15 protein-coding genes and 1 pseudogene are annotated in these 15,840 nt (G+C 71.2%); 3 read left to right on the forward strand and 13 right to left on the reverse strand.

The features are described from left to right. Positions 1 to 3: 3 nt before the first annotated feature. Both KALB_RS41375 and KALB_RS41380 read left to right on the forward strand, forming a co-directional pair. The gene (locus tag KALB_RS41375) at positions 4 to 747 is read left to right on the forward strand and encodes a protein phosphatase 2C domain-containing protein (RefSeq protein WP_025361562.1); all 744 of its coding nucleotides are present in this window, start codon (positions 4 to 6) and stop codon (positions 745 to 747) included. After that, positions 744 to 1,715, forward strand: coding sequence for a helix-turn-helix transcriptional regulator (locus KALB_RS41380; RefSeq protein WP_025361563.1), 972 nt, complete (start codon positions 744 to 746; stop codon positions 1,713 to 1,715). The genes KALB_RS41375 and KALB_RS41380 overlap by 4 nt, the downstream gene beginning before the upstream one ends. Here the strand turns inward: KALB_RS41380 and KALB_RS41385 are convergent. From KALB_RS41385 to KALB_RS41435, 12 genes and pseudogenes are all read right to left on the reverse strand, one after another. Beyond that, the gene (locus KALB_RS41385) at positions 1,712 to 2,626 is read right to left on the reverse strand and encodes an SDR family oxidoreductase (protein WP_236650129.1); all 915 of its coding nucleotides are present in this window, start codon (positions 2,624 to 2,626) and stop codon (positions 1,712 to 1,714) included. The two genes, KALB_RS41380 and KALB_RS41385, sit on opposite strands and share 4 nt — an antisense overlap. A 44-nt stretch (positions 2,627 to 2,670) precedes the next feature. After that, positions 2,671 to 4,026 carry a glutamate-1-semialdehyde 2,1-aminomutase gene (locus tag KALB_RS41390; RefSeq protein WP_420811843.1) on the reverse strand — a complete coding sequence of 452 codons (1,356 nt, stop codon included), beginning with the start codon at positions 4,024 to 4,026 and terminating at the stop codon, positions 2,671 to 2,673. 126 nt (positions 4,027 to 4,152) lie between these two features. Continuing rightward, positions 4,153 to 4,716 (reverse strand): annotated as a pseudogene (locus tag KALB_RS50375) (GNAT family N-acetyltransferase); the annotation flags it as partial. Positions 4,717 to 4,813: 97 nt separating this feature from the next. Then, on the reverse strand, positions 4,814 to 5,956 hold the full coding sequence (locus KALB_RS41395) for a glycosyltransferase (RefSeq protein WP_025361566.1): 1,143 nt from the start codon (positions 5,954 to 5,956) through the stop codon (positions 4,814 to 4,816). Further along, positions 5,953 to 6,732 carry a WecB/TagA/CpsF family glycosyltransferase gene (locus tag KALB_RS41400; RefSeq protein ID WP_025361567.1) on the reverse strand — a complete coding sequence of 260 codons (780 nt, stop codon included), beginning with the start codon at positions 6,730 to 6,732 and terminating at the stop codon, positions 5,953 to 5,955. The genes KALB_RS41395 and KALB_RS41400 overlap by 4 nt, the downstream gene beginning before the upstream one ends. A gap of 8 nt (positions 6,733 to 6,740) precedes the next feature. Continuing rightward, positions 6,741 to 8,207, reverse strand: coding sequence for a lipopolysaccharide biosynthesis protein (locus tag KALB_RS41405; RefSeq protein WP_025361568.1), 1,467 nt, complete (start codon positions 8,205 to 8,207; stop codon positions 6,741 to 6,743). Then, positions 8,204 to 9,022, reverse strand: a complete 819-nt coding sequence (locus tag KALB_RS41410) for a glycosyltransferase family 2 protein (protein ID WP_025361569.1) — start codon at positions 9,020 to 9,022, stop codon at positions 8,204 to 8,206. Before KALB_RS41410 ends, KALB_RS41405 begins: the two co-directional genes overlap by 4 nt. Next, positions 9,019 to 9,981, reverse strand: a complete 963-nt coding sequence (locus KALB_RS48960; protein ID WP_025361570.1) for a glycosyltransferase — start codon at positions 9,979 to 9,981, stop codon at positions 9,019 to 9,021. The genes KALB_RS41410 and KALB_RS48960 overlap by 4 nt, the downstream gene beginning before the upstream one ends. Further along, positions 9,978 to 11,303 carry an O-antigen ligase family protein gene (locus tag KALB_RS48060; RefSeq protein WP_025361571.1) on the reverse strand — a complete coding sequence of 442 codons (1,326 nt, stop codon included), beginning with the start codon at positions 11,301 to 11,303 and terminating at the stop codon, positions 9,978 to 9,980. Before KALB_RS48060 ends, KALB_RS48960 begins: the two co-directional genes overlap by 4 nt. Next, positions 11,300 to 12,124 (reverse strand): Wzz/FepE/Etk N-terminal domain-containing protein, encoded by an 825-nt coding sequence (locus KALB_RS41425; protein WP_025361572.1) that lies wholly within the window; start codon positions 12,122 to 12,124, stop codon positions 11,300 to 11,302. Before KALB_RS41425 ends, KALB_RS48060 begins: the two co-directional genes overlap by 4 nt. Positions 12,125 to 12,177: 53 nt before the next feature. Beyond that, the gene (locus tag KALB_RS41430) at positions 12,178 to 13,134 is read right to left on the reverse strand and encodes a glycosyltransferase family 2 protein (protein ID WP_025361573.1); all 957 of its coding nucleotides are present in this window, start codon (positions 13,132 to 13,134) and stop codon (positions 12,178 to 12,180) included. Next, positions 13,131 to 14,255, reverse strand: a complete 1,125-nt coding sequence (locus KALB_RS41435) for a class I SAM-dependent methyltransferase (RefSeq protein WP_236650130.1) — start codon at positions 14,253 to 14,255, stop codon at positions 13,131 to 13,133. The genes KALB_RS41430 and KALB_RS41435 overlap by 4 nt, the downstream gene beginning before the upstream one ends. A 20-nt stretch (positions 14,256 to 14,275) precedes the next feature. Between KALB_RS41435 and KALB_RS41440 the strand changes: the two genes are divergently transcribed. Beyond that, positions 14,276 to 14,812 (forward strand): dTDP-4-dehydrorhamnose 3,5-epimerase family protein, encoded by a 537-nt coding sequence (locus KALB_RS41440; protein ID WP_025361575.1) that lies wholly within the window; start codon positions 14,276 to 14,278, stop codon positions 14,810 to 14,812. Positions 14,813 to 14,814: 2 nt separating this feature from the next. On the opposite strand, the gene KALB_RS41445 is transcribed toward KALB_RS41440, so the two are convergent. Then, positions 14,815 to 15,840, reverse strand: coding sequence for an NAD-dependent epimerase/dehydratase family protein (locus KALB_RS41445; protein ID WP_025361576.1), 1,026 nt, complete (start codon positions 15,838 to 15,840; stop codon positions 14,815 to 14,817).

The raw sequence follows: 15,840 nt of genomic DNA on the forward strand, positions 1-15,840 counted from the left end.
GGCGTGCCGGAGATCGAGGTTGCCGAGCGCCCCGGCGTCGGCCCAGCAGGAGTGCCGCGGCCGAGCGAGGACCGCGTTGTCGTGCTCTCGAACGCCGTGGTCGTGCTCGACGGCGTCACCTCCCGACGTCCGCCGGACCGCGACGGCGGTTGGTACGCCACGCTGTTGGCCGCCGAGCTGGCGCGACAACTGAGTGAACGACCGTGCGAACAGTTGCGAGCACTGCTCGCGGACAGCATCGGGGCGGTGGCCGCGGCGCACGACCTCGTTCCACACGACTCGCCGTCGAGCACGGTGGCCATGGTGCGCTGGTCGGAGTCCACCGTGGACGCACTGGTGCTGGCTGACAGCCCGGTCGTCGTGTTCGACCCGCACCCGCACGTGTTCGTCGACGAGCAGTTGGCGACACTGCGGGCCTCCGGCCGTGACCTGTCCCAGCTGCGCAACCGCGAGGGCGGCTTCTGGGTCGCGGAGGCAGATCCCTCGGCCGCCGACCACGCGGCAACCGCGAGCTGGCCGACCAGTTCGGTGGACACGGTGCTGGTGATGACCGACGGCGTGTCGTGCGGGGTCGAGGAGTACGGCCTGTTCAGCTGGGAGCAGGCGCTGCGCCTCGCCGACGAGCATGGCGCCGACGCGGTGCTCGACCGGATCCAGGCCGCGGAGCGCGGCGACCCGCAACGGCAGCGCTGGCCGCGGTACAAGGTGCACGACGACCAGGCGCTCGCCGTGATCCGGTTCCGATGAAGGCCGAGCGACTGGTGGCGCTGCTGTTCACCATCCAGCGGCGGCGGCGCTCGACGGCCGCGGAGTTGGCGGCCGAGCTGGAGGTGTCGGAGCGGACCATCTACCGGGACATCGCCGCGTTGCAGGCCGCCGGCGTACCGCTGTGGTCGGAGCCGGGCCGCCACGGCGGGGTCCAGCTCGTCGAGGGCTGGCGCACCCAGTTGGACGGTCTCACCGCCCGCGAGGCCGGGGCGATGTTCGCGGCCGAGGTGCCGCAAGCGCTTGCGGAGCTGGGCCTGGGCACCGCGATGTCGGCGGCCCGCGCGAAGGTCCTGTCGACCATGCCCGCCGAACTGCGCGAGCACGCCCGCCAGATCGCGGAGCGGTTCCACCTCGACGCACCGGGCTGGTTCCACCGCGCCGAGGACGCGACGCACCTGATCGGCGTCGCCCAGGCGGTGTGGGAGCAACGTCGTCTGCGCATGCACTACAGCAAGGACGACGCACTGCTCGAACGCGTCGTCGATCCGCTCGGGCTGGTGATGAAGGCGGCGGTCTGGTACCTCGTCGCCCGCGTGGGGGACGACATCCGCACCTACCGGGTGAGCCGCATCGCCGCGATCCAGGACGACGCGGCCCGCTTCGACCGCCCGGCGGACTTCGACCTGCCGACCTGGTGGGCGAAGTCCTCGGCGCGGTTCGAACGCTCACTCAGCCGGGTCCGGGTTCGGCTGAGGCTGGGCCCGTCCGGGATCAGGCGCCTGCGGTACGTGACCGACGCGCAGGCGGCGGCCGAGGCGGTCCGCAACGCCTCCGAGCCGGACTCCGAGGGGTGGCGCGAGGTCGAATTGGAGGTGGAGAGCGAGCAGGTGGCCGTCAGCGAGTTGGCCGGGCTCGGGCCGGCGGTGGAGGTGCTCGAACCGAGGTCGTTGCGGGCGGCGCTCGCGCAGCACGGCAGGGCGATCGCCGCCCGCAACGCCGTCGACTAGCGGTAGCCCGTGTCACCGGCAGGACGACCGGCGTGTTCGACCTCCGGCAGGTATCGCCACGCGTCGGGCTGGGTGCCGTCGGCGTCGGTGAACCCGTACACCTGGGCGAGCTGGCCACTGGACAGGGTCTGCCCGGACCAGCGGGCGACCCTCGGGTCCTGCGCGAGCGCGGCAGCAGCGCGGCCGACGTAGAGCGGGGACTCGGAGATGCAGAAGTGCGGCTGCCGCTCTGTCGCGTCACGCCAGTTCTGCTCGGTGACGCCGTAGATCTCGAGCATCGCCTCCGAGCGCAGCCAGCCCGGGGTCAGCGCCACCGCGGCTCCACCGAGTGGGCGCAACTCCTCCGCCAACGCCATCGCCATGCGCTGCGCGGCGACTTTCACCAAGTCGTAGAAGAAGCCCTCGCGGCTGCGGTACCTGGAGTTGTACTCGGTGGTGCCGTCGGTCATCTCGATCACCAGCCCGCCCGGCCGCCTGCTCAGCAGCGGCAGCGCGCTGTGGCTGGTGATGGCATGGCTGTCGATGCCCAGGCGCAGCATGCGCAGCCCGTTGTCCAGCGACAGCTCCCACAGGGGTGTCCCCCACTTGAGGTACATGTCACCGCCCCAGATGTCGTTGACCAGGACGTCCAGCCGCCCCTGCTCGGCGTCGACCCGGGCGACGAGCGAGCGCACCTGGTCCGGTTCGAGGTGGTCGACCTGTACCGGGATGCCGGTCCCGCCGGCGGCGGTCACCAGCTCGGCGGTCTCCTCGATGGTCTCGGGCCGGTTCATCTCCGACCGCATCGCTCGTGTGCTGCGGCCGGTGACGTACACCGTCGCACCGGCGCGGCCCAGCTCCACCGCGATCGCCCGACCTGCTGCGCGCGTGCCGCCCGCGACCAGCGCGACCTTGCTCTTCAGCTGCATCATTCCTGACATCGTGGTGTCAAACCCTGACACCAACTGTCAAGGTTTTAGAGCCGACGTGGCGCGGCGAACGGCCGCAGCGCAGGAGCTACGGGGCGGCCGACGAGGAACTGTCCGATGCCGCCCTCGTGCAGCGCGTCGCGGTACACCGCCAGCGCCTCACGCACCGCGCTGACCGTGTGCTCGACGTCGGCAGCGGTGTGCGCCGCCGAGATGACGAACGACTGACCGAGCACGCCTCGGCGCAGCAACTCCTGTAGGAACAGCGTGCGGTACGCCTGCGAGGGCTCACCGTCGCCGTCACGGGTCGTGAAGATCAGACACGACGGCCGGCCGACGGCGGCCACCTGATCGGCCACGCCGAGTTCGGCGGCAGCGGCGTTCACGCCCTCCGCGAGCACCGCACCACGGCGCTCCATGATCCCGATCGGATCGCCCTCGGTGTAGGCCCGCACCACGGCGCGGAAGGCCGCCAGCGACACGGTCTCCGGCCCGTGGGTCGTCGACATCAGGAAGACCCGCCGCGAGTCGGTGCGCAGCCCGCCCAGTTCCATCAGCTCGCGACGGCCCGCCAGCGCGGAGATCGGGAACCCGTTGCCCATGGCCTTGCCCCAGCAGGACAGGTCGGGGCGAACCCCGTACACGGACTGGGCCCCACCGGCGGACCAGCGGAACCCGGTGATCATCTCGTCGAAGACCAGCACGGTGCCGTGCTGGTCGCACAGCGCACGCACGCCCTCGAGGAAGCCCTGCTCCGGCTCGGCGAGCGCGGTGGCGGCCTCCATGACCACGCAGGCGATCCGCCCCTCGTGCTCCTCGAACAGCGCACGCAGCGAGTCCAGGTCGTTGAAGCGGAACCGCACGGTCTGCCGAGCGGTCACCTCGGGGATGCCCGCGTCCATACCCGTGGCCCCGATGAACCAGTCGTCCACCGAGAAGAAGGGCTGGTCGCAGATGGCGACCAGGTCGCGCCCGGTGGCGGCCCGCGCCAGGCGCACCGCTGCGGTGGTCGCGTCCGAGCCGTTCTTGGCGAACTTGACCATGTCGGCACCGGGCACCAGGCCGAGGAAGTCCTCCGCGGCAGCCAGTTCCAGCTCGCTGGGCCTGGTGAAGCTGAGGCCGTCGGCGAGCACGCCGCGGACCGCGTCAAGCACCGGCCGGTAGGCGTGGCCCAGGGTGACCGAGCGCAGTCCCATGCCGTACTCGACGAAGCAGTTGCCGTCGGCGTCCCACACCCGGCTGCCACTGCCGCGGACGAGCACCGGGGCCATGCCCTCGGGGTACTGGTCGGAGCCACGCGCATAGGTGTGCGCCCCGCCCGGGATCAGCTCGTGCAGCCGCTGCTGCAGGCGATCCGACCGAGCGAATCCCTTGCCACCACCAGGAACGTCCACTGTGGACACTATAGGGAGGTCGGAGATGGACTCCTCGGGGCGGTCGGTGTCGAGCAGGGACCACAGCTCGTAGTCCACCGGACCTGTCTTGTTGACGCGGAACGCGCGTAACGAGCCCTCGTGCCGGAACCCGCACCGGGCGAACAGCGCGGCTGCGGTGTGGTCACCGGCAGGGACAGGCGCGGTCAACCGGCGCAGACCCACCTGTGCGAACGCGTGCCGGACGAGAACCCGCAGCGCCGTGGCCGTGACGGCGGTGCCCTCGAACGGGCTGCCGATCCACACGTCGACCTCGGCACTGCCGCGGGCGCGGTCGACACGGTCCAGCACCAGTTCCCCGGCGATCACGTCGTCGACAGTGATCACGAACGGCAGCGCGCCGCCCTCGCGAGCCCGTTGGCGCAGTCCACCGCACCTGTCGCGCCAAGCGCGCTCGCTCGTCCGCGCGTCCCAGGAGCGCTCGCTGACCGTCCACTTGGGTTCGAGACGTTGCTGGTCGGCGCGCACCAACTCCGACCACTGCCTGCCGTCGGCGGCGACCGGAGGCCGCAGCTCAACCATCCGCCCCCTGGTCAGCACCGGTCCGAGCACCACCGGCCAACCGAGTTCCTCCGGTGTTGCCCTGGTACGCAGCGACTGACGGATCAGGCCCGGCACCGCACCTCCTCGCGCCCCGAACGGGCTCACACAGCAGCGCATCCTCTCACTGCGCGTGTCGTCCGACCAGCCCTCGGTATTACAACAATCGGGCTAGATCCCCCTACTGGGCGGTACTTGAGGCACGGAGGGTAGAGCGTCACTGCGCCGAAGCGGGGAAGGCCAGTGCCCGGTTGAGCGTGTCTCCGGAAACTGCCAGGTCCTGCGCCCCCACCCATGCACGCACGTCGGCGCAGTCACGGACCTGGGACCACTTCGCGATGGCCTCGGCGATGCCCAGCGGGTCGTCGGCAGTGATCCACGGGCCCTCTGGGTCCACGGCCTCGGCAAGGGCACGCGACACCACAGCGGGCACACCGTGCTCGGCGGCCTCGATCATCTTGACGCTGATCCCCGTGCTGGCGCCGAACCGCGGCACGACGACCAAGCCCACCCGGGTGTAGAACTCCGCCTCGTCCTGTACCCAGCCGCTGGACACCACGCGCTGGTGGCCGGCGAACTCCTCGGTGCCGCGACCGGCCAGCACGTAGCCGACCGGAACCTCGCGTGCCGACAGCGCCTCGTGGACCGGTCCGAGCAGTGCTTGCAGGGCGCTGGCGTTCGGCGGCCAGGATGCCTTGCCGATGAAGCCCACGGTGTTGGGGCGTTCGGTCGCGTCGACCTGCTTGGGCAGCAGGGGCAACGGCAGCGCCTGCGCGGGAAGGCCCCAGGTTCGCAGTTCGGCGGCGTCCGTCCGGGACAGGGCGAACACGGCACGTGGCACGCCGAGCAGCCGCCGCTCCGCACGCCGGAGCCGGACCCGCTCACCGAGCAGCCGCAGCGGTCCCGGCGAGTGCTCCTCGGCGATCACCGACTCCACGTTGTGCGCGATGTGCGCGGCCACCGGCACGCCCGCCGCGTCGGCGAGCAGCAGCGCGGGCCAGCCGCTGGTCAGCACCGGCTTGCCCACCGCACGGGCCCGCAACAGTTCGACAGCCTGCCGCCAGCCGCCGAACACCGTGAACTTCCTTGCCAGGTAAGGCTCCGCGCTGTACAGCATGCCCGCGGCGACTCGCGCCAGCCCGAGCTTGTCGGCGCGCATCTCCAGCGGTACGGAGCCCGCCGACGAACCCGAGTACCCGTTCTCGGTCCAGCGCCCCTCGGGGCCGGTGACCGTCACCAGGTCCACCGAGGTGCCGCTGGCCTCCAGTGCGGCCAGCAGGCGCCGGTCCACCCAGCCGCCACCGCCCAACTCCTTGCGGCCAGGCGGGTATGCCGTGACGACGCAGACCTCGGCGCTCACCGGGCCCTCCTCAGCACGCGGTCGGCACCGGCCTCGCCAAGGACCCGGATGATCACCGGCATCGTCCTGGCGTACCGGCCGACGAGCCGTCGGGGGTCGCCGAGCATGCGGTACGCCCACTCCATGCCGAGGTCCTGCCAGATCTTCGGGGCACGAACCTGTTCGCCCACAACGAAGTCGATGGCGGCACCGACGCAGATCGACACGCCGGGGCCGCTGGCGCGCAGCCAGCGGTGCGCCAGGTCCTCCTGTTTGGGCGCGCCCAGGCCGAGGAACAGCAGCCGTGCGCCCGAATCCGCGACGACCTCGGCCAGCCTGCGGCACTCCCGCTCGTCGCGCTCGAAGCCGACCGGGGGCGAGTGCACCAACTCGACCTTGAGCCCGGGGTGTTGCTGGGCGAGCCGTTCGGCCGCACGGGCAGCGACACCGGGCATACCGCCGAGGAAGCCGACCGGAACACCACGTTCAGCCGCCTTGGCACACAGCGCGGGAAGCAGATCAGCACCGGTGACGCGGACGCCCGCGGTGGCGCCACGCCACTTCATGGCCAGCACGACCGGCCAACCGTCGGGCAGCACCAGCTCGGCGCTCTCGTACGCCTTGCGCAGGTTCGCACTGGTGCGCAACAGATCGAGGTGTTGGCCGTTGGGGGTCACGACCACTGAGCGCTCGCCCGCCTCGGCCTCGGCCAGCCGCAGGACCTCCTCGGTGGCCGCCCTGAAATCGAGGTCGTGCACCCGGACCGGGCCGACCCGCAGTGCCGGAATCGTCGTCATGCCTTCCCTCACCCAACCTGCGCCGGAGCGTCCAGCGCGGTGTTCAACCTGTCCCGTCCGGCGAACCAGCCCGCGACGATCACCACTGCGGTGACCACACCGCCCGCGAGCAGGTACAGCAGGGAGTCGTGCACCACGAGCCTGATCGCCAGCAACGCGGCGACGGTGACCAGCGTTGCCGCGGCGGGAACGGCGAGCCCGCGCAGCAGTGCGGGCACGTGCACTCCCGCCCTGCGCAAACCCCAGGCGTGCACCGGCAACGCCACCACGCAGGCGACCGCGGCCACGGCCCAGCCCATGCCGACCAGGCCCCAGTGCGCCGTGGCGAAGATCGCCGCGGGGACCAGTGCCACCAACCAGATCACCTGGACCAGCACCGAGGACAGCGCCGAGCCAGCCGTGATCATCAGGTTGAAGACCAGATCCGCCAACACCCGCGCGACAGTCGCCACCGCGAGTCCGGCGAGCACCGGTGCGGCGGGCGCCCACTTCTCCCCGTAGACCAGTTCGACGACCTGCGGCGCCAGCAGGGCCAGCGTGGCGCCGCCGGGCAGTACCGCCACGGCGACCATGCCGATCACCGCGGACGCGGCCCGGTCCAGGTCCACGCCCTCGTCCCGTGCGCGGGAGAACGTGGCCAGCCCAACGCGCTCGATGGTGGTGGTCACCACGGACGCCGGCCAACTGGACACGTTGGAGGCCAAGTAGAAGAAGCCGAGCGAGGTGGCGCCGAGCATCCGCCCGGTGATCGTCTGCGGCGCGTACTGGAGCAGCACCATCAGGATCGAGGCGACCACCACGGCACCGCCGTACTTGGCCACCTCGTGGATGTGCTGCCTGCTCAGCCCGAAGACCGGGCGCTGCCTGGTGACGATCAGCAGCACGAGTGTGACCACACCGGTCCCGGCCACGTGGCCGATCACCAGCGCCCACGCGCCGAGCCCGGCGACCGCCAGCGTCGCGGTCAGCACGAGGTTGGCGACCAGGCCGAGGATGTCGGCGACCAGCCGCCGCGCCTGCCGGAGGTCACGGGTGAGCAGCGCGCCCGGTACGGCGGCGAACCCGTCGAACAGAACGTTCAACGACAGCAACCTGATCAGGTCCGCGGCGGACGGTGATCCGAGCCCGGTGGCCAGCACCGGGGCGGAGAGCACGCAGGCGAGGTACACCACGCAGGCGCCACCGACGGAGATCGTCCACACGGTCGGCAGCATCGGCCGCACATCACCCTTGTGCCGGACCAGGGCGGAGGCGGTGCCGAAGTCGTTGAACGCCAACAACAGGGTCTGCACGACCAGCGCGGTCGTGTAGAGACCGAACTCCTCCGGCACGAGCAGCCGGGCGAGCAGCACACCGACTGCGAACGTGGCCAGCCTGGAGAACACCGTGTTGATCAAGCTGAAGCGCAGGCCCACCTTGAATCGTCCGGACAGTGCCGTGTCCGCGTCCGGCGCGTCGGTGAGCAGCTCGCTCATGTGGCGACCCCGATTGCGTTGCCGTCCCAGTCGGTGAAGTAGCTCCCACTGTGCACGGAATAGTCCACAGTGGGCACTGGCAGGTGTTCCACCCGCAGCTTGGCGGAGATCCGGTGCACGAACTCCCAGTCCTCGCGCGGGTGCACCGAGCGCGGCCGGGCCCACGGGTCGAACCGCAGCCCGGCGAAGCGCCGGACCACCACGGCGTTGATGTCCACCCAGGACTCATCGCGGTGCGCGGCGCGGTTGAACGGCCTGCTGAGCACGTCGAGCTCGGTGCCGTCCTCACGGATGCGGCGCAGCGCGGTGTAGACCAGCCCCGCACCGGAGCGCAGTGCGGTCAACGAGCGCTCGAGGTGGTCCGGGCGCCATGTGTTGTCGTCGTCCAGGAAGGCGACGAACGGCGACCTGCTCAGCCGCAGCGCGACGTTGCGCGCGAGGCCGGGGCTGCCGTGGTTGCGGGAGAGCTGGAGCAGCACCACCCTGGGGTCCTCCGGCAGGCCCGCCACCTGGCCGCCGCCATCGTCCACCACGAGCACGACCAGGTCCCGTTCGGTCTGGCCGAGCGCGCTGTGTACAGCCGCGGCCAACCGCTCCGGACGCCGGAAGGTGGGCATCACGACGCAGACCTGGGCCGAGGGCAGCGGTGTGAGGGTGCGGGCGAGCCGGGACACCTCGGCGTGCTCGTCGCGCTCGGCGGCGAACCGCTCGGCCGCGAACCGCAGGTGCCACCAGTTCTCGCCGACCACGTACCGCCCGACCGACTGCCGCAGCAGGTTCTTCACCGGCCTGGGCAGCAGAGCGTACTCCTTCACACGCGGCCTCCAATCGCACCGGACACCCGGACTCGGGCGCGGAAGTCCTGTGGTGCCGCCGGATTGGTAGGCACCCCCTTGACCAGTGCGGCGCGCCCGCGCCACAGCTCGGTCAGCGCGCGCTGGTGCGTGCCACGCCCCAGCGGCAGCCGGATCAGCTGTGCCAGCAGCAGGACCGCCCACACGAGCACCGCGTCCCGGCTGCTCTCCCAGCGGGCGATGTGCACGACCTTGTTCGTGGTGACCTGCGCCCACAGCGCGGGCGAGGTCGCCGCCTCCCCGCCTCGATGCGTCGCCTTCGCGGCGGGGAACTGCCGCACCTTCCAGCCCGCGTCGATGACGCGGCGGCAGTAGTCGACCTCTTCCGAGTACAGGAAGAGATCCGCCTGCCATGGGCCGATGAGCCGGCGCACCCGCGCGGGCACGAGCAGCACCGCGCCGTTGGCCCAGTCAGCGTCCACGATCCGGTTGCGCTGCTGCGGGGTCAGGTCCAACCGCTCGCCGAACTGCCCGGCACGGGCCCCGAGCAGCGCCTCGGCGATCGCCCGCGAGGCGGTGGGGCGGCGGCGCAGCGTGGGCTCCGCACTGCCGTCCGGACGGCACACCACGGGCACGGCAACCCCGGTCGTGCCGTCCGCGCAACCGTCGAGCAGCGCACGGGCACAACCTCGGTGCAGCCGCACATCGGCGTTGAGCACGAACAGCGCCTCATCCGGCTCGGCGAGCTCGGCGCAGGCGTTGATGGCCGCCGCGTAGCCGAGGTTGGCACCGGTCTCGATCACGGTCGCCGTGGGCGCGAGCTCGCGCACCAGGTCGGCACTGCCGTCGCTGGAGGCGTTGTCGGCGACGACGAGCCGCCATTGGTCCACATCGGACATTCCGTCCGGCAGGCTGTCGATCAACCGGGGCAGCTCGGCCGCGGAGTTGTACGTGACGACGGCGACGAGGACTTTGCTCACGGGGTCACTTCCTGCTGGCGGACCATGGCGTACACGGCACCAGCCATGGCGGTCAACACCACGGACATGCCCGCGAACTGTGGGAAGGCGAGCCCGTCGTAGGTGCCGAAACTGATGGCGCTGACCAGCAGCGCGACGACCAGCGCCCACGCGGCGTCGCGCAGCGGCTCCGGGGTCGTGGACTTCTTGCCCAGCCACACCTTGAACATCCACCGCAGCGGCACGAACAGCAGCCCGAGCAGGGCGATGACCCCGAACGCGCCGGACTCGACGGTGGTGAGCAGGTACTGGTTGTCCAGGAAGGGCTGGACCGGCGTGATGTAGGTGCCGAAGCCCTGCCCGCCCAGTGGTTTGTCCAGGAAGTGCGTCCAGACGTAGTCGTACTTGGTCAGCCGCGACCAGATGCTGCTGTCCTTGCTGGAACCGGCGACCGTGCTGACCAGGACGTCGATCAGCTTCGGCTCGATGGCGCCTGCCAGCAGCACCACCGAGCCGAGCAGGCCGACCGAGAGCAGCCAGCGCACCAAGCCGAAGCGCGGCAACAGGAACAGCGCGACCACGACCAGGCCGAGCAGTCCGGTTCGGGAGATCGACACCAGCGGTCCGCCGACCAGCACGGCGGCGCAGGCCCACCAGAACACCGTGTACTTGGTGTGCCGCGCCAGGTAGATGGCAAGCGGCAGCGCGACCACGGAGGTGGCGGCCAGTTCGATCGGGTGGTTGGCGAAGCCGGAAGCGCGTGCGAGCCCGCCGCGCAACAGGTCCTGGATGTTCACCGTCTGAGCGGTGAGCCCGGGAAAGACCGTGAGGGGCCGCAGGTTCAGGCCGACCACGAACTGCAGCACGGCGGCCAGCGCGGAGGCGGAGAAGCCGATGACCGCGGCACCGAACAGGATGCGCAGTGCACGGGGGTCGCGGATCGTGTCGCAGATGAGCAGCGCGGCGCCGAGGGAGAGCACGAGCAGCATGGCGGCGCGGTCAGCGGCAGCGATGCGGAAGTCGTCGACCCCGCCGAGGAAGGCGAGCGTGTCCGCGGCGGCGAACAGCACGAGCGCGAGCAGCAGCACGCGCCGCATCGGGTTCGGGCTGGTGTCCATGCCCGACCGGCCGAAGAACCTGGCCGCCAGCCACCACACGAGGCAGCCACCGGCGACCAGCCTGGCCGGGGTGATCGCGCCACCACCGCCGGCCAGCACGTTGTTCTGCGGCAGGGCGAGCGCGAGCAGGTAGACCGCGAGCACGGCCTGCGGCGAGAGCCGGAGGACCGAAGCGACCCCGGGCGTCCCGGCAGCGGACCGGTTCGGGGTCGCTGCCGCGGTCATCGGTCTTGTCCTCCGTTGGGCCCGTTGTCCGCCCGGACCGGGGAGAACTTGACCGTCGGCGACTCGTCCCTGATCACCGGCACGTCCACCGGCTTGTCCGGCAGCGGGGGCAGCACGCCCTGCCGGTGCTCCGGCTCGGTCTCGGCCCTGGCCCCGGTGTTGCCGAACAGGCTGGTGGCCTTCTCCGCCACGGCCTTGGCCGCGGCAGCCTTGCGGCGGGCCAGGACGCGGTCGGCCACCACGATGCCCAGCACGCCGAGCACCAGCCCGAGCGCCGCGACCAGGCCGACGGCCCGGTACTGCGAGGCGCGTGTGGTGGTCGCGTCGGCCGCGGGCAGCACCTCGGTCAGCGTCAGCCGCTGGGTCGGGTCCACCTTGGCGGCGTCCTGCCGGTTCTTCAGCTCGGTGACCGCGCGCTGGTGCACGACCTGCGCCGACTTCACCGCGCCGCCCGCGGACCGGTCGGTCACCGTGATCGTGATGAACGGGCTGTCGGTCTGCGAGGTGTCGGTGGCCCCGTTGCCGTTGGTGACCTGGATGGACCCGGTCGCGCCCGCTGCGGTGTACTCGTCAGCGGTCTGCGGGGCGGTCAGCACCGTCACCAGCAGTGCGGCCATCTGCGACTGCGACTTGTCCGCCGAGGTGTACGGGTTCTGCACGTTGGTGTTGCTGGTCGGCGTGACGAGGCTGATCGCGGTGACCTTGAACTGCTGGGGCACCAGGAAGACCACGGCGCCGACGAGCACCACGAGCACTGCCGCCACCGCGGCGGTCAGCTCCCACCGCCGTCGCAGCACTCGCACGATGTCCAAGGCGTCCACGTCCGTCGTCCCTTTCGTTCACCACGTCGCCGTGGCGACCTGTTGTCTGGAGTTCACTTGTGCCCGGCTCGGCCTCGGCCGGCCGCGGCGATCCTCGCACCGTCGATCACGGCGCGGGCCACGTTGCGCGCCATCGGTGCCGCGTTCTCGCGCAGCCACGGGCGCAGTGCCAACAGTGCCAGTACCTGCTCCTGTCTTCGCAGGGGAGCCCCGGTAACGGCGCGCAGGTACCAGCCCGCCTCCTCCACGTTGGGCATGACGATGCTCTTGCGGTCGGTGCGCTGGGTCCGGTACCAGTCGCGGGAGGACACCGACTGGGTCAGCCGCCGGTCGTGCAGCCGGTGCAGCAGGAGTTCCTCACGAACCTCGGTGAAACGCCCGTACAGGGCCAATTCGGCGATGAGGATCCGGTCGTTGTTCTTCACCGGCGGCAACAGGTGGGTGCGCAGCAGCACGTCCCGGTGGTACAGGCCGTAGCAGTGGTAGTTCTCGTGCCGCATGCCGATCAGGTCGCGCAGCCGGACCAGCGGGTCCGGGTGGTCGGTGCGGCACGGGTTGTGCCAGCGGCCGATGGTCTGCCCCTCGGCGTTGATCTGCCTGGCCGAGGTGAACGACAGCACCGCGTCCGGGTTGCCCACCAGCGCCTCGTACATCTTGCGCAGCCGGTCCGGCTCGTAGGCGTCGTCGGAGGCGGCCCAGGTGAAGTACCGCCCGCCCGCCTCGCGCACCAGCAGGTTGTGGTTGCCGGTCGAGCCGAGGTTGCGCTCGCGCCTGCGGTAGTGCACCCGCTTGTCCTTGCGGGCCAGTTCGCGGCAGATCTCCTCGGTGCCGTCGGTCGAGCAGTTGTCCCCGATCCACAGCTCGAAGTCCACGTCGCGCTGCGCCAGCAACGCCTCCAGCGCGGTGCCGAGGTACGGCTCTCCGTTGTAGACGGGCAGGCCGACCGAGACCGGCGCCGGGGTGACCCGGACAAGCGGTGGCGCCTGCTTCGGCGCTGCTTCCCTGTTCACCGGGCCTCCTCGGGTACCGATCGCGGCGGGTACGGGATGGTGGGTACAGGTTCGGCCACCACCCAGCGATCGGCAAGGGTCGGGAACGAGTCCCTGACCTCGTCGATCAGGTCGGGCAGGAAGAGCAGCACGGCGGCCGGGTCGGCCTCGACCAGTTCCGCCGGGCTGATCACCGGGATGGCGGTGCCCGGCATCCGGCGGCCCCACTTGCCCGGTGCGGCATCGGCCACCGCGGGCAGCAGGTCCGCGTCCACACCGGCGCGGCAGAGCAGGGCCACGGCCCGGGACGCCGCCCCATAGCCGACAACCGGCCTGCGATCTGTCGTCTCCAGCCAGCGCCGCAACTCCCCGGCGCTGCGGTGGGCAGTGCGCTGCAACCCGGCCACGACCTCGGCGTCGAGCACTCCCACCTCGATCTCCTCCGCCATCAAGTCGGTGACCGACGTGTCTGGGGTCCCGCCCACACCGGCCGCGAGCAACACCGTGCCGCCGTACAGGTCGAACCGCCACGCCGACCGCGCGACCAGTCCAGCGGAGGTCAGCATCGAGATCAGCGCCGGCGTCGAGTAGTAGGCGAAATGCCCGTGTCGCAGAGCGTTCCACTGTCCACTTCGGATGATCGTAGCGAGTGAGTGGTACTGCACGAGCAGCACTCCACCCGAGGTGAGGCGGGCGGCCCGCTCCGCGATCGCCGCCGCCTGGTCCGCGTGGTGCATCAGACCGAAGCAGTCCAGCACCACGTCCGCGGGCTCACCGTCCGCGACCTCCACGAGTCCGTGCCCGGTCAGCATCGGCAACCACGTCCCGCCGTGCGGGCTGCCGTACTCCGCGACCGTCCTGCCCGCGCCGAGCAGACCCGCCGCGGCCACCCGGCGCACCGCGTCCTCCGCCTGCGCCACCAACGCCGCTGGCTCGACGCCGCGCGGCTCGTCGGGCGTGGTCGGGTCCTCGACCAGTTGCGCCAGCCCGCAGTCCGCGCAGAGCCACATCCTCAGCGGGTGGACCGGATCCGGGCCCTGGTCGACCGCCAACGGGAACGCGTCGCAGGCCGGCTGCCGCCCCAGGTCGAGCACCAGCTCACCGCGTGTGCCGTGACAGGCCCGGCAGCCGTGGCTCAGCACGGTTCGTCCATGATGGACACGTGCAGGTAGAAACCACGTCGCTGGCAGGCGTTCTGCTGTTCGTGCCCACCCCGCACCGCGATGACCGCGGGCTGTTCACCCGCACGTTCGACGCCGAGGTCGCCGCGGAGCACGGCATCGAGGCGAGGGGCTTCCTGCAGGACTCGCAGTCCCGCTCGCGCCTTGGCGTGGTTCGCGGGCTGCACGGCCGCTCCGGGCGTGGTGAGGCCAAGCTCGTGCGCTGTGCCCACGGCGCGGTGTGGGACGTGCTGGTCGATGCCCGCGCCGATTCGCCGACCTTCGGCCGACACGAGGCGTTCCGGCTGGACGACAACGACTTCCACCAGCTCTACGTGCCGCCGGGCATGCTGCACGGCTTTCAGGCGCTGACCGACTTCGCCGACGTGTGCTACCGCATCGATCGGCCGCACGATCCCAGCGAGGACGTCGCCGTCCGGTTCGACGACCCTGAGCTGGGCATCCACTGGCCGCTGCCGGTGTCGGTGATCAGCCACCGCGACTCCGGCGCCGGGGCGTGGGCGGACCTGGTGGGCTGAGGTCACTGGCGCACCGGCCTCAGGTCCGCGGCGATCTGCCCCGCCGCACGGCGGTCGGAGAGCCTGGCCAGCCTGGTGAACCGACGGTCGAAGTCCTCGCGGGTGAGGCCGTGCCTCCTGTAGTGCTCGGAGAGCTCCACCGCACCCGCCTTGACCGTCCAGCGGGTGCGGTGCTCCGGCAGTGCTGACCGGATCCGGGAGAAGTCGACCCGGTAGGACCTCGGGTCGGCGCCCGCCTCGCCGGTGATCACCAGTCGCGAGCCGGGGACCGCCTCGACCACCTCCGCGGCGATCTGCGCCACCGTGAGGTTGTTGTCCTCCGTGCCGACGTTGAAGGCCCGGCAGTGCACTGCCTCGCGTGGTGCCACCAGCGCGGCGGCGAAGGCGTCGGCGATGTCCGCGGCGTGCACCAGGGGACGCCAGGGCGTGCCGTCGGAGAGCACACGCACCTCGCCGGTGAGCACGGCGTGGCCGACCAGGTTGTTCAGCACGATGTCGGCGCGCAGCCTCGGCGAGAACCCGAATGCCGTCGCGTTGCGCAGGAAGACCGGAGTGAAGTCCTCATCGGCCAGGTCGAGCAGGTCGTCTTCGACCCGGACCTTGCTCTCCGCGTACGGGGTGACCGGGTGCAGCGGGGCGTCCTCGTTGACCAGGTCCTCACCTGCCGCGCCGTACACCGAGCAGGTCGAGGCGTACAGGAAGCGCCTGACCCCGCTGTCCTTGGCGAGCCGGGCAAGGCGGACCGAAGCGTGGTGGTTGATGTCGTAGGTCAGCTCCGGCGCCAACGAGCCCAGCGGGTCGTTCGACAGAGCCGCGAGGTGGATCACCGCGTCAACGCCAGCCAGCTGAGCTGCGGTGACGTCACGCAGGTCGACCAGGGGTCCAGCGGGGTCCGCCGGTGCTGGACCCAGCACGCAGTCGGCGAACAGCGCAGAGTCCAGGCCGAGCACCTCGTGGCCAGCGGCGGCCAGCACGGGGGCCATCACGCTCCCGAGGTAGCCCTGGTGACCGGTCAGCAGAACCCGCAT

It is taken from the genome of Kutzneria viridogrisea DSM 43870 (assembly GCF_000525635.1).
Lineage (GTDB): Bacteria > Actinomycetota > Actinomycetes > Mycobacteriales > Pseudonocardiaceae > Kutzneria > Kutzneria viridogrisea.

What these genes read in the sequence shown, in the direction of transcription:
- KALB_RS41380 (WP_025361563.1), top strand. Translation starts at nt 744, where the DNA reads ATGAAGGCCGAGCGACTGGTGGCGCTGCTGTTCACCATCCAGCGGCGG.
- KALB_RS41385 (WP_236650129.1), bottom strand. Translation starts at nt 2,626, where the DNA reads ATGATGCAGCTGAAGAGCAAGGTCGCGCTGGTCGCGGGCGGCACGCGC.
- KALB_RS41400 (WP_025361567.1), bottom strand. Translation starts at nt 6,732, where the DNA reads ATGACGACGATTCCGGCACTGCGGGTCGGCCCGGTCCGGGTGCACGAC.
- KALB_RS41405 (WP_025361568.1), bottom strand. Translation starts at nt 8,207, where the DNA reads ATGAGCGAGCTGCTCACCGACGCGCCGGACGCGGACACGGCACTGTCC.
- KALB_RS48060 (WP_025361571.1), bottom strand. Translation starts at nt 11,303, where the DNA reads ATGACCGCGGCAGCGACCCCGAACCGGTCCGCTGCCGGGACGCCCGGG.
- KALB_RS41445 (WP_025361576.1), bottom strand. Translation starts at nt 15,840, where the DNA reads ATGCGGGTTCTGCTGACCGGTCACCAGGGCTACCTCGGGAGCGTGATG.